At 63.6% G+C, this 17,893-nt stretch carries 15 protein-coding genes; 3 read left to right on the plus strand and 12 right to left on the minus strand.

The annotated features are described in order from the left end of the window. The first annotated feature begins 159 nt into the window (after positions 1–159). Positions 160–1,122 (plus strand): sugar-binding transcriptional regulator, encoded by a 963-nt coding sequence (locus AC1D1L_RS14385; protein WP_477342220.1) that lies wholly within the window; start codon positions 160–162, stop codon positions 1,120–1,122. Between the two features lie 60 nt (positions 1,123–1,182). Here AC1D1L_RS14385 and AC1D1L_RS14390 read toward each other — a convergent pair whose 3' ends face one another. From AC1D1L_RS14390 to AC1D1L_RS14420, 7 genes are all read right to left on the minus strand, one after another. Continuing rightward, a complete protein-coding gene (locus AC1D1L_RS14390) occupies positions 1,183–1,776 on the minus strand; it encodes a hypothetical protein (protein WP_477342222.1) in 594 nt (197 codons plus the stop codon). Between the two features lie 74 nt (positions 1,777–1,850). After that, positions 1,851–3,338 (minus strand): xylulokinase, encoded by a 1,488-nt coding sequence (locus tag AC1D1L_RS14395; RefSeq protein WP_477342224.1) that lies wholly within the window; start codon positions 3,336–3,338, stop codon positions 1,851–1,853. A 19-nt stretch (positions 3,339–3,357) separates the two neighbouring features. Further along, positions 3,358–4,680 (minus strand): NAD(P)H-dependent oxidoreductase, encoded by a 1,323-nt coding sequence (locus AC1D1L_RS14400; RefSeq protein ID WP_203279050.1) that lies wholly within the window; start codon positions 4,678–4,680, stop codon positions 3,358–3,360. A 327-nt stretch (positions 4,681–5,007) separates the two neighbouring features. Beyond that, positions 5,008–6,192: a mandelate racemase/muconate lactonizing enzyme family protein gene (locus AC1D1L_RS14405; protein ID WP_477342227.1), complete on the minus strand. Its 1,185-nt coding sequence runs from the start codon at positions 6,190–6,192 to the stop codon at positions 5,008–5,010. A gap of 1 nt (position 6,193) precedes the next feature. Beyond that, complete coding sequence (locus AC1D1L_RS14410) at positions 6,194–7,297, minus strand: mandelate racemase/muconate lactonizing enzyme family protein (RefSeq protein ID WP_477342229.1); 1,104 nt, start codon at positions 7,295–7,297, stop codon at positions 6,194–6,196. A gap of 39 nt (positions 7,298–7,336) precedes the next feature. Next, positions 7,337–8,026 (minus strand): GntR family transcriptional regulator, encoded by a 690-nt coding sequence (locus AC1D1L_RS14415; RefSeq protein ID WP_477342231.1) that lies wholly within the window; start codon positions 8,024–8,026, stop codon positions 7,337–7,339. A 105-nt stretch (positions 8,027–8,131) separates the two neighbouring features. Then, on the minus strand, positions 8,132–8,920 hold the full coding sequence (locus tag AC1D1L_RS14420) for a HalD/BesD family halogenase (protein WP_477342233.1): 789 nt from the start codon (positions 8,918–8,920) through the stop codon (positions 8,132–8,134). 100 nt (positions 8,921–9,020) lie between these two features. Between AC1D1L_RS14420 and AC1D1L_RS14425 the strand changes: the two genes are divergently transcribed. After that, positions 9,021–9,932, plus strand: coding sequence for a LysR substrate-binding domain-containing protein (locus AC1D1L_RS14425; protein ID WP_477342235.1), 912 nt, complete (start codon positions 9,021–9,023; stop codon positions 9,930–9,932). 60 nt (positions 9,933–9,992) lie between these two features. On the opposite strand, the gene AC1D1L_RS14430 is transcribed toward AC1D1L_RS14425, so the two are convergent. From AC1D1L_RS14430 to AC1D1L_RS14440, 3 genes are read right to left on the minus strand one after another with little or no spacing between them, the layout of a single operon-like run. Beyond that, the gene (locus AC1D1L_RS14430; RefSeq protein ID WP_112565692.1) at positions 9,993–11,147 is read right to left on the minus strand and encodes an efflux RND transporter periplasmic adaptor subunit; all 1,155 of its coding nucleotides are present in this window, start codon (positions 11,145–11,147) and stop codon (positions 9,993–9,995) included. A 14-nt stretch (positions 11,148–11,161) separates the two neighbouring features. Continuing rightward, positions 11,162–14,362: an efflux RND transporter permease subunit gene (locus AC1D1L_RS14435; RefSeq protein WP_477342236.1), complete on the minus strand. Its 3,201-nt coding sequence runs from the start codon at positions 14,360–14,362 to the stop codon at positions 11,162–11,164. Continuing rightward, on the minus strand, positions 14,356–14,598 hold the full coding sequence (locus tag AC1D1L_RS14440; RefSeq protein ID WP_192256158.1) for a hypothetical protein: 243 nt from the start codon (positions 14,596–14,598) through the stop codon (positions 14,356–14,358). Before AC1D1L_RS14440 ends, AC1D1L_RS14435 begins: the two co-directional genes overlap by 7 nt. A gap of 242 nt (positions 14,599–14,840) precedes the next feature. Between AC1D1L_RS14440 and AC1D1L_RS14445 the strand changes: the two genes are divergently transcribed. Continuing rightward, complete coding sequence (locus AC1D1L_RS14445) at positions 14,841–15,422, plus strand: TetR/AcrR family transcriptional regulator (RefSeq protein WP_436258799.1); 582 nt, start codon at positions 14,841–14,843, stop codon at positions 15,420–15,422. 537 nt (positions 15,423–15,959) lie between these two features. Here the strand turns inward: AC1D1L_RS14445 and AC1D1L_RS14450 are convergent. Together AC1D1L_RS14450 and AC1D1L_RS14455 are read right to left on the minus strand one after the other, a co-directional pair. After that, on the minus strand, positions 15,960–16,982 hold the full coding sequence (locus tag AC1D1L_RS14450) for a LacI family DNA-binding transcriptional regulator (protein WP_477342238.1): 1,023 nt from the start codon (positions 16,980–16,982) through the stop codon (positions 15,960–15,962). A 113-nt stretch (positions 16,983–17,095) separates the two neighbouring features. Then, entirely contained in the window at positions 17,096–17,890 is a 795-nt protein-coding gene (locus AC1D1L_RS14455) for an ATP-binding cassette domain-containing protein (protein ID WP_112565680.1), read from the minus strand. Between the last annotated feature and the right edge of the window lie 3 nt (positions 17,891–17,893).

Here is a 17,893-nt window from a genome sequence, read left to right on the forward strand (position 1 = left end):
TTGATATGCAATTTTGTTCAGCTAAACTGTTCGTTAGAAAATTGTCAAGTGCCGTCGCGCCATGCAGACGGTTTGCGCCACCTGGGGGTTTGTCCTAGGGAAGGCCAGGGGCGGCGCTCTGCGGAAAAGATTCCGAATCTGCCGTGGGAGGGCAAAAAGATGGCAACCGTCGAAAACGAGAAGGCCTCGCGCTTCCCCGATGCCGAACTGAAGGCTCGCGCTGCCTGGCACTACTATGTCGAGGGCCTGACGCAGGAACGGATATCCGAGATCCTAGGCGTCGGCCGCATCAAGGTGCATCGCATCCTCTCCGCCGCCCGCGAGGAGGGCATTGTACAGTTCCGCATTCGCGACAGTGTCGTCGAATGCGTGCAGCTTGAGGAAAGCCTTAAGCAGCGCTTTGGACTCAGCCAGGCCGTCGTGGTGCCGTCGGCCGCCGACCGCAGCAACGCGCCGCTGATGATCGGCCACGCCGCCGCCGCCTATCTCGCCGACAACGTCAATGCCGGCGATGTCATTGCGCTGGGCTGGGGCCGCACGCTGAAATTCGCCATCAACGAGTTGCCGAGGCGACCGATTGCCAGAACCACCGTCGTCTCGATGCTCGGCGGCCTCACCCATGCACAGCCGCTCAACCCGACCGAAAGCGCCTGGGAATTCGCCGAGAAGATCGGTGCCGAATGTTTCCTGCTGCCGGTGCCGGTCTATGCCGACAGGCCCGAGCAGCGCGATGCCTTCATGAGCCAGCGCAGTGTCCAGGACGTCGTCTTCCGGGCGCGGCGGGCCAACATCGCCGTGCTCAGCGTCGGCTCGTTCTCCACCGACAGCCCGATCGCCAATTACGGTTTCATCAAGCCGAGCGAGCTCGAGGAATTGCAGGCGGCGGGTGCTGTCGGTGACATCCTCTGTCACTTCATCGACGCCGAGGGCCGCCCGGTCGACCATGAGGTCAACCGCCGTGTCTGCGCCTATCCGCTGCAGGAACTGTCGGACATCCCGAACATCATCCTGGTCTCGGGGGGGCAGGAAAAGGTGGCCATCATGCGCGCCGCGCTGGCCAACACCAAGATCGCGGTGCTGATCACCGACGAGGACGCCGCCAAGGGCCTGCTCAATCGCTGATCCTCGATGCCCGGAACAGTGGCAGCGATTTTCCGTCAGGAACCTGAGAAAAAAGTCTTTTCAGAATTCGCAAGCCTTGGGGCGCTTCTCGTAGGACCAGTCCTTCAAGGGCACCGGTTTGAACTTGCCCTTGATCGGCCGGCCGGCCTCCAGGTCCTTGGAGACGGTGGCCTTGCCGGTGAGATAGTTGATGTCGCAGCCGCCGAGCGTGGTCTCGACGGTCCCGTCGGCTTTGTGCTCGCCCCAGTCCCAGCTGCGGCTGTAGCCGCCGACCAGGAACTTGCCGCGGCGATAAACGACGGTCAGCGTCTCTTCCGTCGATTTGCTGGCGCCGCAGCCGAAGCAGGAGGTGATGACAAGCGATCCCTTGCCTTTGCTTTCGAGCGCAAGAATCCGGTCCTCCGTCAGCGCCTTCTTGACGAAGCTCGGCTTGCGCGAAGGGTCGAGCCTACCGTCACCGGCGGCAAGATAGATCGAGAGGTCCGCTTGCCCGCTGTTGGTATCTTGCGCGAGGACGGCCCGATCCGTACGGCCGTCATTGTCCAGGTCGACGGAGACCTCAAGAGACGGTTCGTCTTGCGCGCGCGCCGCCGTTGGAGCTGTCGCAACAGCGACGATCCAGGGCAGGGCCGCGAGGTGGAACGCTGCTTTCATGAGCCCGCTGAGCTTAGCACTGGCCAGACAAGACGCAAATCCGGTAGCTTCAGGCCGGAAGCGACAGGTCGACCTCAAATCGCGCCAAGCCGCGCATGAATATCGCGCGTCGCGTGATAAAGGTCGCGATAGATCGCCCTGCGCGCCCGGTAAGCCGGCACCAGCGCCATGTCCGGATCGACACGTCTGGCGGGCGCCGCCGCCATCGCCTTGGCCGCGTCTTCCGGCGAGGCGAACCAGCCGATCGCCGAAGCCGCCAGCATGGCCGCGCCAAGTGCGGCCGCCTCGTTGACCGGGGACACGAGAAGCGGCCGCTCGAGCACGCTGGAGATGATCTTCATCAGCAGCGCCGAATTGGTGCCGCCGCCGGCGGCAATCATCTCCGTCGGGCTGCCGCCGCTCTCTCCTTCCATCGCCTCGCTTGCGATGGCTTGCTCGAAAGCGATGCCTTCCAGCGTCGCGCGGAAGAGATGCCTGGGCTCATGGTTGAGCGACAGGCCGACGACAGCGCCTCGCGCGGCGCTATCCCAATAGGGGCTCATCACGCCGGCCCAATAGGGCATGACCAGCAGCCCATCGCTGCCGGCCGCGACATCGACCGCAAGCTTCTCCAGTTCTGCTGCGGAGGTCGCGCCGGTGATGCGCACGATCCAGTCGACCAGTTGCATTCCCGAGCGCAGCACGGTCTCCAGCATGAAGCCGGAACCGGTCGGCGAGACCAGCGTGCGAAACGCGTCCGATGTGGTGACCGTGCCGGAATAGCAGCCGCTGACGACGCCGGAGCCGAGCGAGAGATAGCTCTTGCCTGCCCCGTAGACGCCCATGCCGAGACCCATCGCCTGGCCATCACCGGCGCCGGCAACAATGGGCGTGCCCGTCTTCAGCCCGGTCAGCTGCGCAATGCTTTCGGCAAGTCCACCACAGATCTCACCTGGACCGACCAGCGCCGGCAGCTGTCGTGGCTGCAGCCCGGCAGCCGCGACGAGGTCAGCGTGCCATTCGCCTGTCGCGACATCGAGCAGGCCCAGCGGATCGGCGCTTGCCGTGCTGGTAACGAGACGGCCGGTGAGACGGTGGACGAAGAAGCCGTGAACATCGACGAGGGCCGCAGCCTCGGCCAGCACCTGCGGCTGGTGCTCGGCCAGCCAGGCGATGGCGTACAGCGCCGGTGTGGGATCCGGCGGCTTGCCGCTCCAGTCGCGGATCGCTTCGCGGCCGAGCTCGGCCGACAGTCGAGCGACCTGCGGCCGGGCGCGCTCGTCCAGCCACAGGATCGCCGGAATGAGCGGCTTGCCGCCCTGATCGATCAGGGTGAAGCTCTCGCGCTGATGGGCGATGGCGATTGCCGCCACGCGCGCGGCGCCGACCTTGTCGGCAACCTGCTGCAGCGCACTGATGAGGGCTGCCCACCAATGTTCGGCATCCTGTTCGAAATGGCCGGGCTTCGGATTTGAAAGCGGATAGGTTTCGCGCGCCTGGAAAAGCTCGGCGCCATTGCGGGTGAAAGCAATCGCCTTCACGGCCGTCGTCGAGGCGTCGATCCCGATAACGACATCGTCCATCACAGCTATTCCCGAAGGTTCAGGCAGCGTTGGTCACGAACCGTCCGTCCGACTGGTCGAGACGACGGCGGATCTGCGTTATCACCATCGAATCGTCGGGTACACAATTTTCATAGGTGAGGAAGTCGCCTTTTCTGATCGGCTTGACCACCTTGGCGCGTTCGGCAAGCCCGAGCGGCAGCGCACCCTTGGCGCGCGCGTCCTCCCAGGTCATGGCGAAGCCGCGATAGTCCGTCTCGCCGATCATGCCAAGCGATTGGCCCGTGCCGAGATCGCTCTTGGCCACCGCCACCGCTTCGGCAACCGGATGGTCGAGCGGTTCCATATCCGCGCGCTTGTAGACCACGGCGCGCGCCGCCGACAGCGGCACTTCCAGGCTGGTCAGGTGATAGGGCCGAAAGATCGTGAAATAGGGGCCCTTGCCGACCTTGAGGTCGATCATCCGCTCCATGACGCGCGGATGCCGGGTCTCGATGACGCAGAACACGCCGGGCGCCACGCCCTTGCCGATGGAATAGTCGACCACGCCCTTGCGGTGCAGCACGCCGCCATCTTCGCGCGGGCAAAGCACGCTGGCCAGTTCCTCCAGCGTTGCCGTCGGGCCATGCATGCCCGGCACGTCGGGCACTAGCCCCGTGGCGTTGGCGATCGCCACCATCTCGATCGCCGTCTTGGAGCCGTCGACGAACTCGACCAGCATGCGCGCGTTCATGTTGCGCTCGGCTGCTTCCTTGGCGTAGTCGGCCGGCATGGCGTCGAACTTCAGCGGGTTGTTCTTGCCCTTGCCGGCGGCGATGATGTTGAAGCCGAGGCTGCGGGCAAAGCCGATGATCTCCAGCGTGCAGGCAGGTTCGTCGCCGGCCGCACCCGTGTAGACGACGCCGGCCTTGCGCGCCTCTTCCTTGAGGAAGCGCCCGATGGTGATGTCGGCTTCGACATTGAGCATGACGATATGCTTGCCGTTCTTCATCACCTCAAGCGCAAACAGCGTGCCGATGTTGGGATTGCCGGTGGCGTCGATGATGACGTCGATGCGGCCGGCCGCGGCCAGTGCGTGCAAATCCTCGGTGACAGCGATCTTGCCGGCCTCGATGGCGCGGTCGATGGCGGACGCATTGGCGGCCTGGACGATGTCGGAGCGGTCATGGCCGGCAAGCAGGGCGGCATCGATCGCCGCTTGTGGTCGAACCTCGGAAATGGCACCGATCCGCATGCCCGGCATCAATGCCACCTGGACGACGATATCGGTACCCATCTGCCCGGCGCCGGCGAGACCGATGGTGATCGGGCCTTGAGCTTCAGCGCGCTGCAGAAGTTCCGCTGCAAATTGCGGATGGGCCATATCGCTTCCTCCAGTCATGACGCGCCGCAGCGTCAAATCATCATTTTGAACATTCCTATTTCCATTTGAAAAATATTTCAACCGAGAAAGGGGTGAGGCGGGAGGATTTCAAGTTGGAGGCGAAGCGATAGTTGTGATGAGAGCCTGCTGATGCTGGTGGGATAGCGCCCCCCTTTGTCCTGCCGGACGTTCGTCGGAGCCATCTGCTTTTTACTCGCTCGTCCCGCGCGCTCGTCACATCTGCGGGCTTCTCTTGTTGTATCCGTCTCTTGTCGGCTTGTGTGATCACTCCTCGTTGTTTTGACGCAATTGCGGACCGAAAACGGCCTAGTTAAGCGGCAGCCGGCGATAGGTGCCGGGTCTTTCCGGATCATGATATTTGTTGCATGGCCCATTCTCGACGAAGTCGCGATGGCAGGCGGCAAGCCTGTCCTGCGACAGCGTGACGCCGAGGCCGTGGCCCTCCGGCACCGGCACGACATTGTTCCTGGGCGAAAACGGTCCCTCCTCGATAATGTCCATCGGCTGCATGCGAAACAGCGACTGGTTGGGTTCCCGTATCCAGCCGAGTGCAGCGCAGAGATGCAGATAGCAGGCACTGCCGACGCCGGTGTCGCCGCTGTAGCACCAGTAGTCGATGCCGGCATGCTCGCAGGCGCCGACGAAGCGCTGCATGCGGCCGATGCCGCCATGCGCCGTCGGGTTACCGACAAAGGCGTCCGGCACCTTCAGCTCCATGGCGCGGGCAATGTCGATGTTGTGGGTCGAGAACGGGATGGAGCAATGACGGCGCAATTCGCGCATCTCTTCGATGCTCGCCACCGGATCCTCCCAGTTGCGCACGCCAAGCTCCTCCAGCGGCCGCACCAGGCGCCTGGCGGTCGCCAGCGAATAGGCCTGGTTGGAATCGATGCGGATCATCGCCTCGTCGCCGAGCTCTTTGCGGATCAGCTCGACCATCTTCAGCGAGATTTTCGGATCAGCCGTTGAGAATTTGCCTTCGAAGAAGGTTGTGCCGAAGCGCTCGTTGAGTTCGACGCAATAGTCGGCGACTTCCTCGGGTGTCTTCTCGCCTTTCACCTCAGCCCCATCGCCGCGCAGCGAAAAATAGTCGGTGAAAGGGATGTCCTTGCGCACGGCGCTGCCGAGCAGTTGGTAGAGCGGCTGCTTCCACGCCTTGCCGCGCAGGTCCCACAGCGCCACCTCGATGGCGCCGAAGGCCATGATGCGGGTACGGTCGTTGATCGACTGCACGCCGCTCCAGAAGGGCAGACAGACTTCCTCGGCGCCAGCGATGTCGAAAGCGTCGCGGCCGACAAGCCGTGACGCCAGCGCATCGTTGATGACGGCCGCGGCGGCCGGCGTCGGCGCCTCGCCGAGGCCGACCAATCCATCCTCGGTCTCGACCTCGACGATTGTCGGCGAGAAACCGTCGAGTTCGCCGAACACCCAGACATAAGGGGCTTCGAGCCGGTAATTGATCGGCGTCGCCTTGACGCGCTTGATCTTCATCTCAGCCGATCTCGAAGAATGGTTTGCCAAGCAGGCTCGGGTCGACATCGATGCCGAGGCCGGGTCCGTCGGGAATGCCCATATGACTGCCGGTGACTGGCGGGGCGTTTTTTGCTGTGCGCACCGTCACCCATTCGTGGAAGGCAATGGCGTGCAGCCGGCGTTCCTCCGGCGTCGACAGCGACAGATGTGCCATCGCCGCGGTATCGATCTCGGCGCCGCCCGTATCCTCGACGGTGATCATGAAGCCCAGATCGACGGCGACGTCGCGGATCTGCCGGGTCCTGGTCACGCCGCCCAGCCGCGAGATCTTCAGCGTCAGCCCGTCGGCCGCGCCCAGGCGGTGAATCTCCAGCATCGCTTCCAGCGAGATGACGGATTCATCCAGCACCATCGGCTTGTCGAGCATGCGGCGCACCGACATGTTTTCCTCGATCGTCGTGCAGGGCTGCTCGAACGTGTAGTCGATGCCGCGCGTGGCGTCGGCGAACTGGCGCGCCTGATAGGGCGTCCAGCCGGCATTGGCGTCGCAGAAAATGACCGTGCCTTTCGGCACGGCAGAAGCGACGGCCGTCACCCGGTCGATGTCGTCATGCACGTTACCGCCGACCTTGACCTGCAGGCGGCGGCAACCCTCGGCGATGATCCTCTTGGCCAGCGCCGCCATCTGGTCGAGCGTGCCATGGGTGACGACGCGGTAGGTCTCCACCATGTCGCTCTCGCGGCCGCCAAGCATGGTCACCAGCGGCACGTCGGCGGCGCGCGCGGCCAGGTCCCAGCAGGCCATGTCGAGCGCCGACTTGATGTAGGGATGGCCCTTGAACACCGTGTCCATCAGCCGGCCGATGCCGGCGAGGCCACGCGGATCCTGGCCAATCAGATGTGGCGCGATCTCCACCACGCCGGCGCGCGTTCCCGCGGGAAACGCGGCCGAGTAGAAATTGCCGAGCGGCGCCATCTCGCCCCAGCCGGTCACGCCGCTGTCGGAGGTGATGGCGACGATCACCGCGTCGAAGCAGTCGGCCTCCCGCCCTTTCGACATGCGGTAGGGTCCGTCCACGAAGGGCTGGACGACACGATAAGCCTTGATGGTTTTGATCTGCACTTGTGTCTGTCCGTTGTCGCTTGGTGTTAAGGAGGAGGATCAGCCCTTCGATGTCCGCTGTTCGAGGCCGCGCGCATAGGCAAGCAGCTCTTCGAAATCGAGGTCGATATGCTCGCGGGCATGGCGCTGGGCGGCGCGCATGTCGGCGCCTTTCAAGAGCCGCACATAGGTCTCGTGGACATCTTCCGCCGGCACCGGCTCGTTGCGGGCGCGCTGGTGCAGGGCAAAGTACATTTGCAGCCGGCTGGTCAGCCGTTGCCATGTTTCCAAGAGCACCGAATTGTCGGCCCATTCATAAATCAGCCCGTGCAATTGCAGCGCGGTTTCGATCTGGCGGGTGGTGTCGAGCGCGCGCGTCGCCTGCTTCACCGCGTCGTGGCGGCGGTCGAGTTCGTCGAAGAAGCGCTGGTCGCGCAGCTTCCAGGTCCGCTCGATGGCGAACTCGTCGAGCACCTTGTTCAGGGAATAGGCGTCGTCGATGTCCTTGGCGGTGACATCGATCACAAACGTGCCGGCATAGGGGATGCTGGTCAGGATGCCTTCCTGCACCAGCTCGCGCATCGCCTCGCGCAATGGCGCGCGGCTGACCCGCATCTGTTCGGCAATCCTGAGCTCGTTGAGCTTTTGCCCGGGTTCCAGCTGGCCGGTCAGGATCGCGCGCCTGAGCAGCGCGACGATCTCGGCCCGCCGTGTCGTATCCGCGATCGGACTGAAATCCAGCTTGGCCATGTCGCCACTCCAGTGAGAGCCGGAAACAAGACAAGCAGATTGTCGACAATCCTACAACAGGCTTTTCCGGATTCTTGTAGCGGGTGGCGTGTCAGCCTTTCGGCCTCATGCTGCGCGGCCGTAGAAGCCGACCCGCTCTTCGGGGCTGAACATGACGCCCGGCTTCTCATAGTAGGAAAACACCGCGATCATCCGCTCGCGCTCGCCCTGGACGGTGGTGACGCGATGCGCGGTGTTCTTGCCGCGGAAGACGTTCAGCGTCCCAGGCTTCAGGCGCAGGATCTTGGCCTCGGGATCGCGTCCTTCGAGCAGTTTTGCGACGCCGTCATAGTTGGGGTTGTCGTCCGACCGCAGATCGGTGCGGTACTCGAAATCGCCCCCGCGCTCCGGCGCCTGCAGCAGCAGCGTGGTGGTGAATTCCGAACGGTCGAAATGCCAGTTCAGCGCTTCGCCGGAGCGGTAGGCCATGACATTGGTGCGGGCCAGCGGATCCTGCATGACATGCAGCCTGGCCTTGCCCATCGCCGCCGCCAGGAAGCGCAGCAGCGGCTCATATTCATAGATGGCAAGCACTGTGCTGCCGGGAATCTGGTCGGCGCACACCGTGTGGCTGATGGTCTCGACCTTGCGCAGCGCTGGATGATCCGGAGCAAGTTCGGGAAGGTCAGGCTTGAAGTAGATGTTGTGCATGCGCTTGTGGACATGCGAGCGCGCCGCCATCACCGGCTGGATTTCGCCGACCGCCTTCTCGGCGACGCCAGGGCGCAAAAAGCCTTCGAGGTTGAACATGCCGTCGGTTTCCAGCCCAGCAATGGAGGCGTCCACGAGCCGTTGCCATTCAGGGCTGCCTTCGCGGTCGAGCGGGTAGCGGTAAAGGTCGAGAATGTCTTTCATCGTCAAATGCTCCGGTTTCGAAAGCAGAAGACGACAAAAAAATCTTTCTCTCAACGCGGAAAATAATTAGGCTTGCACAAGAAAATATTGAGGAAGCGAAATGGAGAAGCTCCCGCCCTTGAACGCCGTGCGGGCCTTCGAGGTTGCCGCGCGCGCCGGCTCCTTCACGCTTGCAGCCACCGAACTTGGCGTCTCCTCGGCCGCGGTCAGCCAGCAGATCCGAAACCTTGAAAGCTGGTTCGGCAAGCAGCTTTTCGTGCGCAACGGCAACCGCATCACGCTGACCGATGCCGGCCACGCCATCTACCCGCAGACGGCCCGCGCCCTGGGCGACATCGCGGCGGTCGGCCGGCGCATGCTGGAAGGCGGCGTGCGGCCGCGTCTGGTCATCAGCGTGCCGTTCTCGCTGGCCGAATTGTGGCTGGCGCCGCGACTGGCGGAGCTGCTCGACGGCTTCCCGCAAATGGCGATCGATATCCGCGTCGAGGACGATCCGGTCGATGTCGTGCGCCAGAACATCGACCTGCGCATCTCCTATGGCGATTATCACTATCCGGCGCTGCGGATGGTGCGGCTGGTGCATGACGAGGTGCTGCCGGTCGCGTCGCCCGAATTTCTCAAGCGCCACGGCAACGTCCTGGCGGATATGCATGAAAGCCAGTTCATCCACACCAACTGGGGGCCGAACTATGCCTCGCATCCAAGCTGGGCGGACTGGTTCGCGGCCGCAGGCGGCATTCGCGCGCCCGACCCCTCGCACGGCCGTCGCGTCGGCCTTTCCAGCTTGGCGATATCGGCGGCGAGGCTGGGGCTGGGGATAGCGCTTGGCCAGAGGACAATGGCTGATGCCGATCTCGAAGCCGGCCGCCTGATAGCGCTCTCCTCGGTTTCCGTCCGGCTCGGGCAACCCTATTGCGCCTTCATGCTGCCGGCGAAAGCCGAGCGCGCCGACATTGCCTGCCTCGTCGCGCTGCTCGGAGTAATTCCAGGAAAAGTGCACGGCGCTTCATAAAAAACGGCGCCCTCGGCGTGGGTGCCGAGGGCGCCACAGAACCGGGGCTGATGGGGGTTATCAGCTGGCCGGTTTTTCCTGAGGCAATGGCGAGATCGGCATTCCTGGTCCGATCTTCTGCAGATTGCCCGTTATCACCTGGTCGCCTTCGGCAACGCCGGTCAGCACGGCCACCAGATCGCCGCTGTTCGCGCCAAGCGTGACGATGCGCTGGTCGACCGTGTTGCCCTTGCCGACGACATAGACATATTTGCCGAGCTGGCTCGAACCCAGCGCCACCTGCGGCACCATCAGTGCATCGGGCTGCTGCCTGATGTGCAGCCGCACGCGGACATACTGGCCCGGCAGCAGCGAGAACTTCGCATTGCCGATGGTGGCGCGCGCCGTGATCGTGCCGGTCGAGTGGTCGACCGTGTTGTCGATGAAGGTGAGTTCGCCTTTCTGGCTGGCCTCGGTCTCGCCCGGCAGCAGCACCTCGACCTCGATCGGGCCGGCCGCGCGGGCCTGCTCGATTTCGGCCAGGTCCGTCTCGCTCGGATTGAAGGTGACGTAGATCGGGTCGAGCTGCACCAGCGTGTTCAACACCGTGCCGGCAACGCTGACCAGCGTGCCGACGGATGCCTGGTTGCGGCCGACGCGGCCGGCGAACGGGGCGTGGATTTCGGCGTAGCTCAAATTGAGCTCGGCGGTCCGCACCGCCGCCTGGTTGACGGCAAGCGACGCCTCGGCCTGGCGCAACGTGCTGGTGCGCTGGTCGAACCCGTCCTTGGCCAGATAACCGCTCTTGGCGAGTTCTGAACCGCGGCCGAGATTGGAGCGCGCATAGTCGAGGCTCGCCTGGTCGCGCTGCACTGCGGCCTTGGCCTGGTCGAGAGCCGCCTGGAAGTCGTCGGGCGAGATCTTGTAGAGCAGGTCGCCCTGACGCACATCGGCGCCGTCTTCAGCCGTCTGCTCCTCGAGATAGCCGGGCACGCGGGCCTGCAGCGTGACGCTGTGGATCGCCTCGATGCGGGCGGCGTAGTCGAGATAGATCGGGATGGTCTTCTTGACCACGCTCGCAACCGGCACCGGCATGACGAATGCCGCTGGCGCCGGCGTCGCTGCCGCCGTGCCGGCATTGAGGCTGAGATTGGCCATGTCGAGGAAATGAACGCTTGCCACCGAGATCGCCCCCAGGGCGACGGCCGTTCCCAAAGCTATTTTCCATTTACGCATTTTGGTCTCCAATTCTATTCGGCCGCTTCGGCCAGTCGCACGAGCGCTGGGTCGGCAGTCGGTTCATTGTTGTCCTGGTCACTGTGGTCCTGGTCATGTGCGGCGGGTTCGCTGCGCTCGCGGCCTTCGCGCAGCCGTTCGATGACTGCGTAGAAGACCGGCACGAACACCAGCGACAGGATGGTCGCGGCGACCATGCCGCCGAAGACGGTGGTGCCGATCGACTGCCGGCTTGCTGCACCAGCACCCGTCGCAAACATCAGCGGCAGCACGCCGAGGATGAAGGCGAAGGCCGTCATCAGGATCGGCCGCAGCCTGAGCCGCGCGGCTTCCATCGCCGCGTCGACGATGCTCAGGCCATCTTCGCGCCGCCGCCTTGCGAACTCGACGATCAGGATCGCGTTCTTGGCCGCCAGGCCAATCAGCATGACGAAGCCGATCTGTGAGTAGACGTCGATCTGCATGCCGCGCAGGAACAGGGCTGCGAAGGCGCCGAACAGGGCCAGTGGCACCGCCAGCAGCACCATGAACGGCATCGCCCAGCTCTCATACTGCATCGCCAGGATCAGGAAGACGAAGACGATGGCGAGGCCGAAGACGACCGACGCGATCGATCCCGCCTTGAGCTCCTGGAAGGTGATGCCGGTCCATTCGAAACCGAAATCCCTGGGCAGCGCTGTGGCCGCGGCCCGCTCCATCGCGGCGACCGCCTGGCCCGACGAGAAGCCGGGGGCTGCGCCGCCATTGATCGTGGCCGAGGCGTTGTTGTTGTAGTGCGGCACGGTTTCCGGGCCGACGAACGGCACCAGCTTGCCCAGTGTCGAGAGCGGCACCATGCCGCCGGATGCATTGCGCACATAGAGCCGCGAAATGTCGGCCGCACCCGCACGCGCATCCTTGTCGGCCTGGATGGTCACCCGGAAGGTGCGGCCGAACAGGTTGAAGTCGTTGACGTAGAGCGAGCCGAGATAGATCTGCAACGTGTTGAAGACATCGGGCAGATTGAGGCCGAGCAGTTTGGCCTTGCTGCGGTCGAGGTCGTAGTTGAACTGCGGCGTCGAGGTCGAGAACGGCGAGAACAGCTGTTGCGGATTGATTTCCGGCTGCTTGCGCGCCTCGGCGATCACGGCTTGCGTCGCGTCGTTGAGGGCCATGCTACCACGGCCGGTAAGGTCTTCGACGACGAATTCGAAGCCGCCCGTGGTGCCGATACCCGGGATCGAAGGCGGATCGAAAGACAGCGCGAAGGCTTCCGGAATCTGCATCAGCTTGCCGCGCACGTCGGCGACCAGCTTCGACGCACTCTGGTCGGGGCCGCGCTCCTCCCAGGGCTTCAGGATGGCGAACTCGACTGCCGAGTTCGACTGCGCTGCACTGGTGAGGAAGTTCAGGCCACTGATCGAGCCGACAATGTCGACGCCAGGCGTCGCTTGCAATATGTCGCGCGCCTTCTGCGCCACCGCGTCGGTGCGCTCCAGCGAAGCGCCGTCGGGCAGCTGGATGACGACGAAGAAGTAGCCCTGGTCCTCGACCGGAAGGAAGGTCGAAGGCAGCTTCTGCCAGACAAAGTAGGTGGCGACCAGTCCGGCCGCGAACAGGCCGAGCATGATCCAGCGCAGCCGGATGAGGATGCGCACACCGTGAGCGTAGGCATGCGAGAGCTTGTCGAAGCCCGTGTTGAACCAGCGGAACGGCGCGAACTGCGTCTCGCCGCGATGGCGCAGGAAGGCGGCACTCAGCGCCGGGCTGAGCGTCAGCGAGTTGAAGGCTGAGATGCCGACAGAAATCGCCACCGTCAGTGCGAACTGGTTATAGAGTTTGCCGGAGACGCCGGGAATGAAGGCGACGGGCACGAAGACAGCCATCAGCACCGCGGTGGTGGCGATGATCGGTCCGGTGACTTCGGCCATCGCGGCCTTGGTCGCTGCCAGCGGTTTCAATCCGGCTTCCAATTGTCGCTCGACATTTTCCACCACCACGATGGCGTCGTCGACGACAAGGCCGATGGCCAGCACCATGCCGAGCAGAGAGAGCATGTTGAGCGAGAAGCCCATCATCTCCATGACGACCATCGTCGCCACCAGCGACACCGGAATGGCGATGGTCGGGATGATCGTCGTGCGCCAGCTTTGCAGGAAGATGAAGACAACGGCCACGACCAGCACCAGGGCTTCGCCGAGCGTGATCAGCACGTCATGCATCGAGGCCGACACGAAGCGCGTCGTGTCGTAATGCATGGCGTAGGAGACGCCCTTGGGGAAACGCGCCGACAGCTCCTGCATCTTGTCCTTGACGCGCTGCTGCAGATCGAGCGCGTTGGAACCCGGCATCTGGTAGACGGCGAGCACCACGGTCGGGTCCTTGCCGAAGAAGGCCGACGACGAATATTGCAGCGCGCCAAGTTCGATGCGGGCGACGTCGCGCAGCCGCACCAGCGAACCGGTGTCCGTATTGGCGCGCACGACGATGTCGCCGAATTCCTTGGGGTCGCTCAGGCGTCCGACGGCGTTGACCTGCATTTCGAAGGCGGTGCCGGCGGGCGCCGGCGACTGGCCGATCTTGCCGGCTGCCACCTGGACGTTCTGTTCCGAAATAGCGTTCTGGACGTCGACCGCGGTGATGCCGAGATTGGCGAGTTTGTCGGGATCGAGCCAGACGCGCATCGAATAGCGCCGTTCGCCGAAGATTTGCACATCGCCGACGCCGGGCAGGCGCTTGAGCGGATCGACAACCTGCAGATAGGCCAGGTTGCTCAGCGCCACCGGGTCGACCGATTTGTCGGGCGAGGTTAGGTTGACGATGAGGACGAAATTCGGATTCTGTTTCTTGATCGTCACGCCGCCCTGGTTGACGATCGCCGGCAGCGACGAGGCGGCCTGCGAGACGCGGTTCTGCACGTCGACGGCCGCGGTGCTCAGCGGATAGCCGACATCGAAGGTGATAGTGATGGTCGAGGAGCCGTCATTGGAGCTCGACGACGACATGTAGGTCATGCCTTCGACGCCGTTGATCTGCTGCTCCAGCGGCGTCGTCACCGTATCGGCGACCACTTGCGCGCTGGCGCCCGGATAGTGGGCGCTGACCACCACCTGCGGCGGCGTGATGTCGGGAAACTGCGAGACCGGCAAAAGGAAATAACAAATCGTCCCGGCGAGCACCATGATGATGGCGATCGCCGAGGCGAAGATCGGACGATGGATGAAAAAGTTTACCACGACACGCATGCCTCTTTAAATGAATGGGCGGACCGGGACAGCCGCCGGCTGCGCGCCGAACCCGGGTCCTGCAAAAAATACGAAGACGGCGCGGCGCCGCTGAGGCCCTGCTCATCGGCCACTGTCCTCAGCATCGCCTCGAAGGCGCGCGGGTTGACGCGGTCGGCCTTCATCACCAGCCGGATCATCGGATCCCGGATGGCTTCATCGATGGTCAAATCCTTGCGCTGCGACATTGGAGCGTCTCCATTCCAGCGATTCGCATCGGATGATCGCGAACCGGTTTTCATCTCTTCACCGGCCGGAGCCGCATGAACCGCAATTTTCGCCCTTTGTGATCTGGCAGGACCAGTTCACGGCCTTGTTATTGACGGAAGGCTACATAGGTGTTACCAGTAAGTAACATTCTGATAGTTACAGACCGGTAACACCCTAGTCAAGAGGTGGGCCGAAAATTTAGGGAGACAAGGAGACTGCGATGGCAGACGGCATTACGGATCGCGTGCGTCCCCGAGATCGAATCCTGGAGACGGCGCAAGACATGTTTCACAAACATGGCATCAAGGGCGTCGGCGTCGACGCCATTACGGAAGCCGCCGGCACCAACAAGATGACGCTCTACCGTCATTTCGAGTCCAAGGACGAACTCATCATCCAGTGCCTTCGCGCTTCTGCGGCCAAGGGCGCCGCGATATGGGATGAGTTCGAGGCGGAGCACCCCGGCGACAAGCTGGCGCAATTGCATGCCTGGGTCCGCAAGGTCGCCGACATGCTCGCCGCCGACGGTCGTGGCTGCGACATGGCCAACGCCGCCGTCGAACTGACCGAGCCGAACCATCCGGCGAGGAGCGTGATCAAGGAGCTCAAGAGCGCCCAGCGCGATCGCCTCGTTGCGCTGTGCCGCGATGCTGGCATCGGTCAGGCCGAGCTTCTCGCCGATACGCTGTCGCTGCTGTTCGAAGGCGCGCGTGTCAGCGTGCAGACCATGGGCTGCCAGGGCCCCAGCACGCAGTTCGTGCGCATGGCGGAAGGCCTGATCAGCTCTTTCAGGGCGCGTTGAGCTCCAGCGCACTGAGCTTGGACTAAGAACCCCCTCATCCGGCCGCTTCGCGGCCACCGCCCTTCGGGCGTTCGTTGCTCGAAAAGCCAAGCAATTGGCTTTTCGTCCGCTACGCGGACCGCGCCCCGCTCCCGCTGGGGAAAAGAGGAAGCGTCGGCGCCAATCACCTCCTCTCCCCTCGGGGAGAGGTCGGATTGTCCCGAATTGCCCTTCGCAATTCGGTTGGCAATCCGGGTGAGGAGGCTTGCCATCCGGCCCGGCTAGCGAGGCCTTGGCCATCCTCTTGGAATCCATGCAAAAAAGAAAAAGCCCGCTGCCGGGAGGAGGTGGCAGCGGGCTTGATTTCGAATACGGCGCGGGAGGAGGTGCGCCGCACTCAACGCCGGCATCGCATCTGGGAGGAGTAGATGGCCGACCACCAATACCTACGAGTTGCTTAATGATTCGGCAACCATAAAAGATGCATAGCTGCTGTGCAGATTTGCGGCAGCTACCCCGACTTGTCGGACAAATAGACAAGCCGCCACGGCGCAAAATTCACTGCACCGGCACGTTTTCCTTGAAGATCAGCCGCGGCTCGATGAACTTCTTTGTCAGATAGGGCGCGGAAGACGCGATCGAGCCGAGCAGGCGGATCACCGATTGCTCCGCGATCAGCCGCGCATTCTGGTCGATGACGACATCGGCGAGATCGTCGACGAGATAGCCGCGCGTTTCCCTGGTCAGGTCGTGGCAGATGAACACCGGCTTCTTCTTTGGTCTGACTTCAAGCAGGGCGCGCGCCACGCCCGAGCGTCCGGCGCCGACGCAATAGATGCCGAGCAGGTCCGGCTCGTTGTGCAGCGCCTGCATCGTGGCGGCATAGCTGCCCTCCGGCTCGTCATTGATCTCGACGGCGCTGGTGACGGTCAAATTGGGAAACTCTTCCGACAGCACCGAGCGGAAGCCCATTTCGCGCTCCTCATGCCCGCGATAGGAGCGCGAGCCGACCACCATCGCCAGATGGCCCTTATGGCCGTTGAGGAAGCGCCCCATCAGCAGCGCCGCGGTACGCCCGGCGACCCGGTTGTCGATGCCGACATAGGCCGAGCGCGGAGCCGCCGGAACGTCGGAGACCAGCGTGACGAGGCGGATGCCGGCCTCGACCACATCGCGCAATATGTTGCGCGTGCGCGGATGGTCGACGGCGATGACGCCGACGCCGTTCACCTTCAGCGAGATATTTTCGATCGCCGCCTGGAGCGCGTTGGGCGAGATGCCTGCAAGGTTATGGATGCGGCAGGAGGCGACCAGCGGCAGCCGCGCCGCATAGTCCTCGATGTGGCCGGCAAGGTCGATCATGAAGCCGTTGGCGCCGAGCGGCAGGAAGAATTCCAGATGCGCCGGCCGCGACGGCAGCGTCACCTGGTCGACCACCGGCAGATAGCCGAGCTGCTTGGCCGCCTCCATCACCCGTTGTCGGTTGGCCGCACTTGCGCCGGCGCGGTTGTTCAGCACTCGGTCGACGGTCGCGGTCGACAGGCCGCAGCTTCTGGCTATGTCCGAAACGGTGGCTTTCATGGTCATAGTCATAGAGCATGATCCCGAAAAGTGGGAACCGGTTTTCGGAAAAGATCATGCTCCACAACGAGTTAGAGCGGATGCGTTTCCGTGCCAGACGGCGCGAAGACGGTTCAGCCGTGCGATGGCTTGCCTTCGACGATGGCGTCGCGGATTTCCTTATCCGACATGCCGGTGATGATACGCTCCACCTCGGCGACCGTGGTCTTCTTCGGGTCGATGTCGTCGGCCACCACCTTGCCCCGGCGCATGACGACGATACGGTCGACCACCTGGAAGACGTGGTGGATGTTGTGGGCGATGAATATGCAGGAATGCCCGGAATCGCGCGCGTTGCGCACGAAGCTCAGCACGCCTTGCGTCTCGGCGACGCCGAGATTGTTAGTCGGCTCGTCGAGTATGATCAGGTCGCTGTCGAAATGCATGGCGCGGGCGATGGCGACCGCCTGCCGCTCGCCGCCCGACAGCGAGCCGATCGGCGTGGTCGGCGGGATGTTCTTGGAGATGCCGACCTGCTTCAGCAGATCGCGGGCGACCACGTTCATCGCCTCCTGATCCATGCGGTTCAAGAAGCGCGGTGGCTTGATGGGCTCGCGGCCGAGGAACAAGTTTCGGGCGATCGACAGTTGCGTCACCAGCGCCGAGTCCTGGTAGATCGTCTCGATGCCCTGCGCGATGGCGTCGCTGGTCGAGCGCAGATTGACCTTCTTGCCGCGGATGAAGATATCGCCGCTGGTCAGCGGCACGGCACCCGACAGCACCTTGATCAGCGTCGACTTCCCCGCGCCATTGTCGCCGAGCAGGCCGACAATCTCCCTTTCGTTGACGTGGAAATTGGCGTCCTCGAGTGCCTGCACGCGCCCGTAGGACTTTTTGATGTTGGTCATGCGGATGAGCGGTTCAGCCATGGT

Source organism: Mesorhizobium sp. P2_D6 (assembly GCF_056404315.1).

Coding starts and splice junctions, on each gene's coding strand:
- AC1D1L_RS14385 (WP_477342220.1), top strand. CDS start 160: ATGGCAACCGTCGAAAACGAGAAGGCCTCGCGCTTCCCCGATGCCGAA.
- AC1D1L_RS14425 (WP_477342235.1), top strand. CDS start 9,021: ATGGAGAAGCTCCCGCCCTTGAACGCCGTGCGGGCCTTCGAGGTTGCC.
- AC1D1L_RS14455 (WP_112565680.1), bottom strand. CDS start 17,890: ATGGCTGAACCGCTCATCCGCATGACCAACATCAAAAAGTCCTACGGG.
- AC1D1L_RS14440 (WP_192256158.1), bottom strand. CDS start 14,598: ATGTCGCAGCGCAAGGATTTGACCATCGATGAAGCCATCCGGGATCCG.
- AC1D1L_RS14450 (WP_477342238.1), bottom strand. CDS start 16,982: ATGAAAGCCACCGTTTCGGACATAGCCAGAAGCTGCGGCCTGTCGACC.
- AC1D1L_RS14395 (WP_477342224.1), bottom strand. CDS start 3,338: ATGGACGATGTCGTTATCGGGATCGACGCCTCGACGACGGCCGTGAAG.
- AC1D1L_RS14445 (WP_436258799.1), top strand. CDS start 14,841: ATGGCAGACGGCATTACGGATCGCGTGCGTCCCCGAGATCGAATCCTG.
- AC1D1L_RS14390 (WP_477342222.1), bottom strand. CDS start 1,776: ATGAAAGCAGCGTTCCACCTCGCGGCCCTGCCCTGGATCGTCGCTGTT.
- AC1D1L_RS14405 (WP_477342227.1), bottom strand. CDS start 6,192: ATGAAGATCAAGCGCGTCAAGGCGACGCCGATCAATTACCGGCTCGAA.
- AC1D1L_RS14420 (WP_477342233.1), bottom strand. CDS start 8,920: ATGAAAGACATTCTCGACCTTTACCGCTACCCGCTCGACCGCGAAGGC.
- AC1D1L_RS14400 (WP_203279050.1), bottom strand. CDS start 4,680: ATGGCCCATCCGCAATTTGCAGCGGAACTTCTGCAGCGCGCTGAAGCT.
- AC1D1L_RS14415 (WP_477342231.1), bottom strand. CDS start 8,026: ATGGCCAAGCTGGATTTCAGTCCGATCGCGGATACGACACGGCGGGCC.
- AC1D1L_RS14430 (WP_112565692.1), bottom strand. CDS start 11,147: ATGCGTAAATGGAAAATAGCTTTGGGAACGGCCGTCGCCCTGGGGGCG.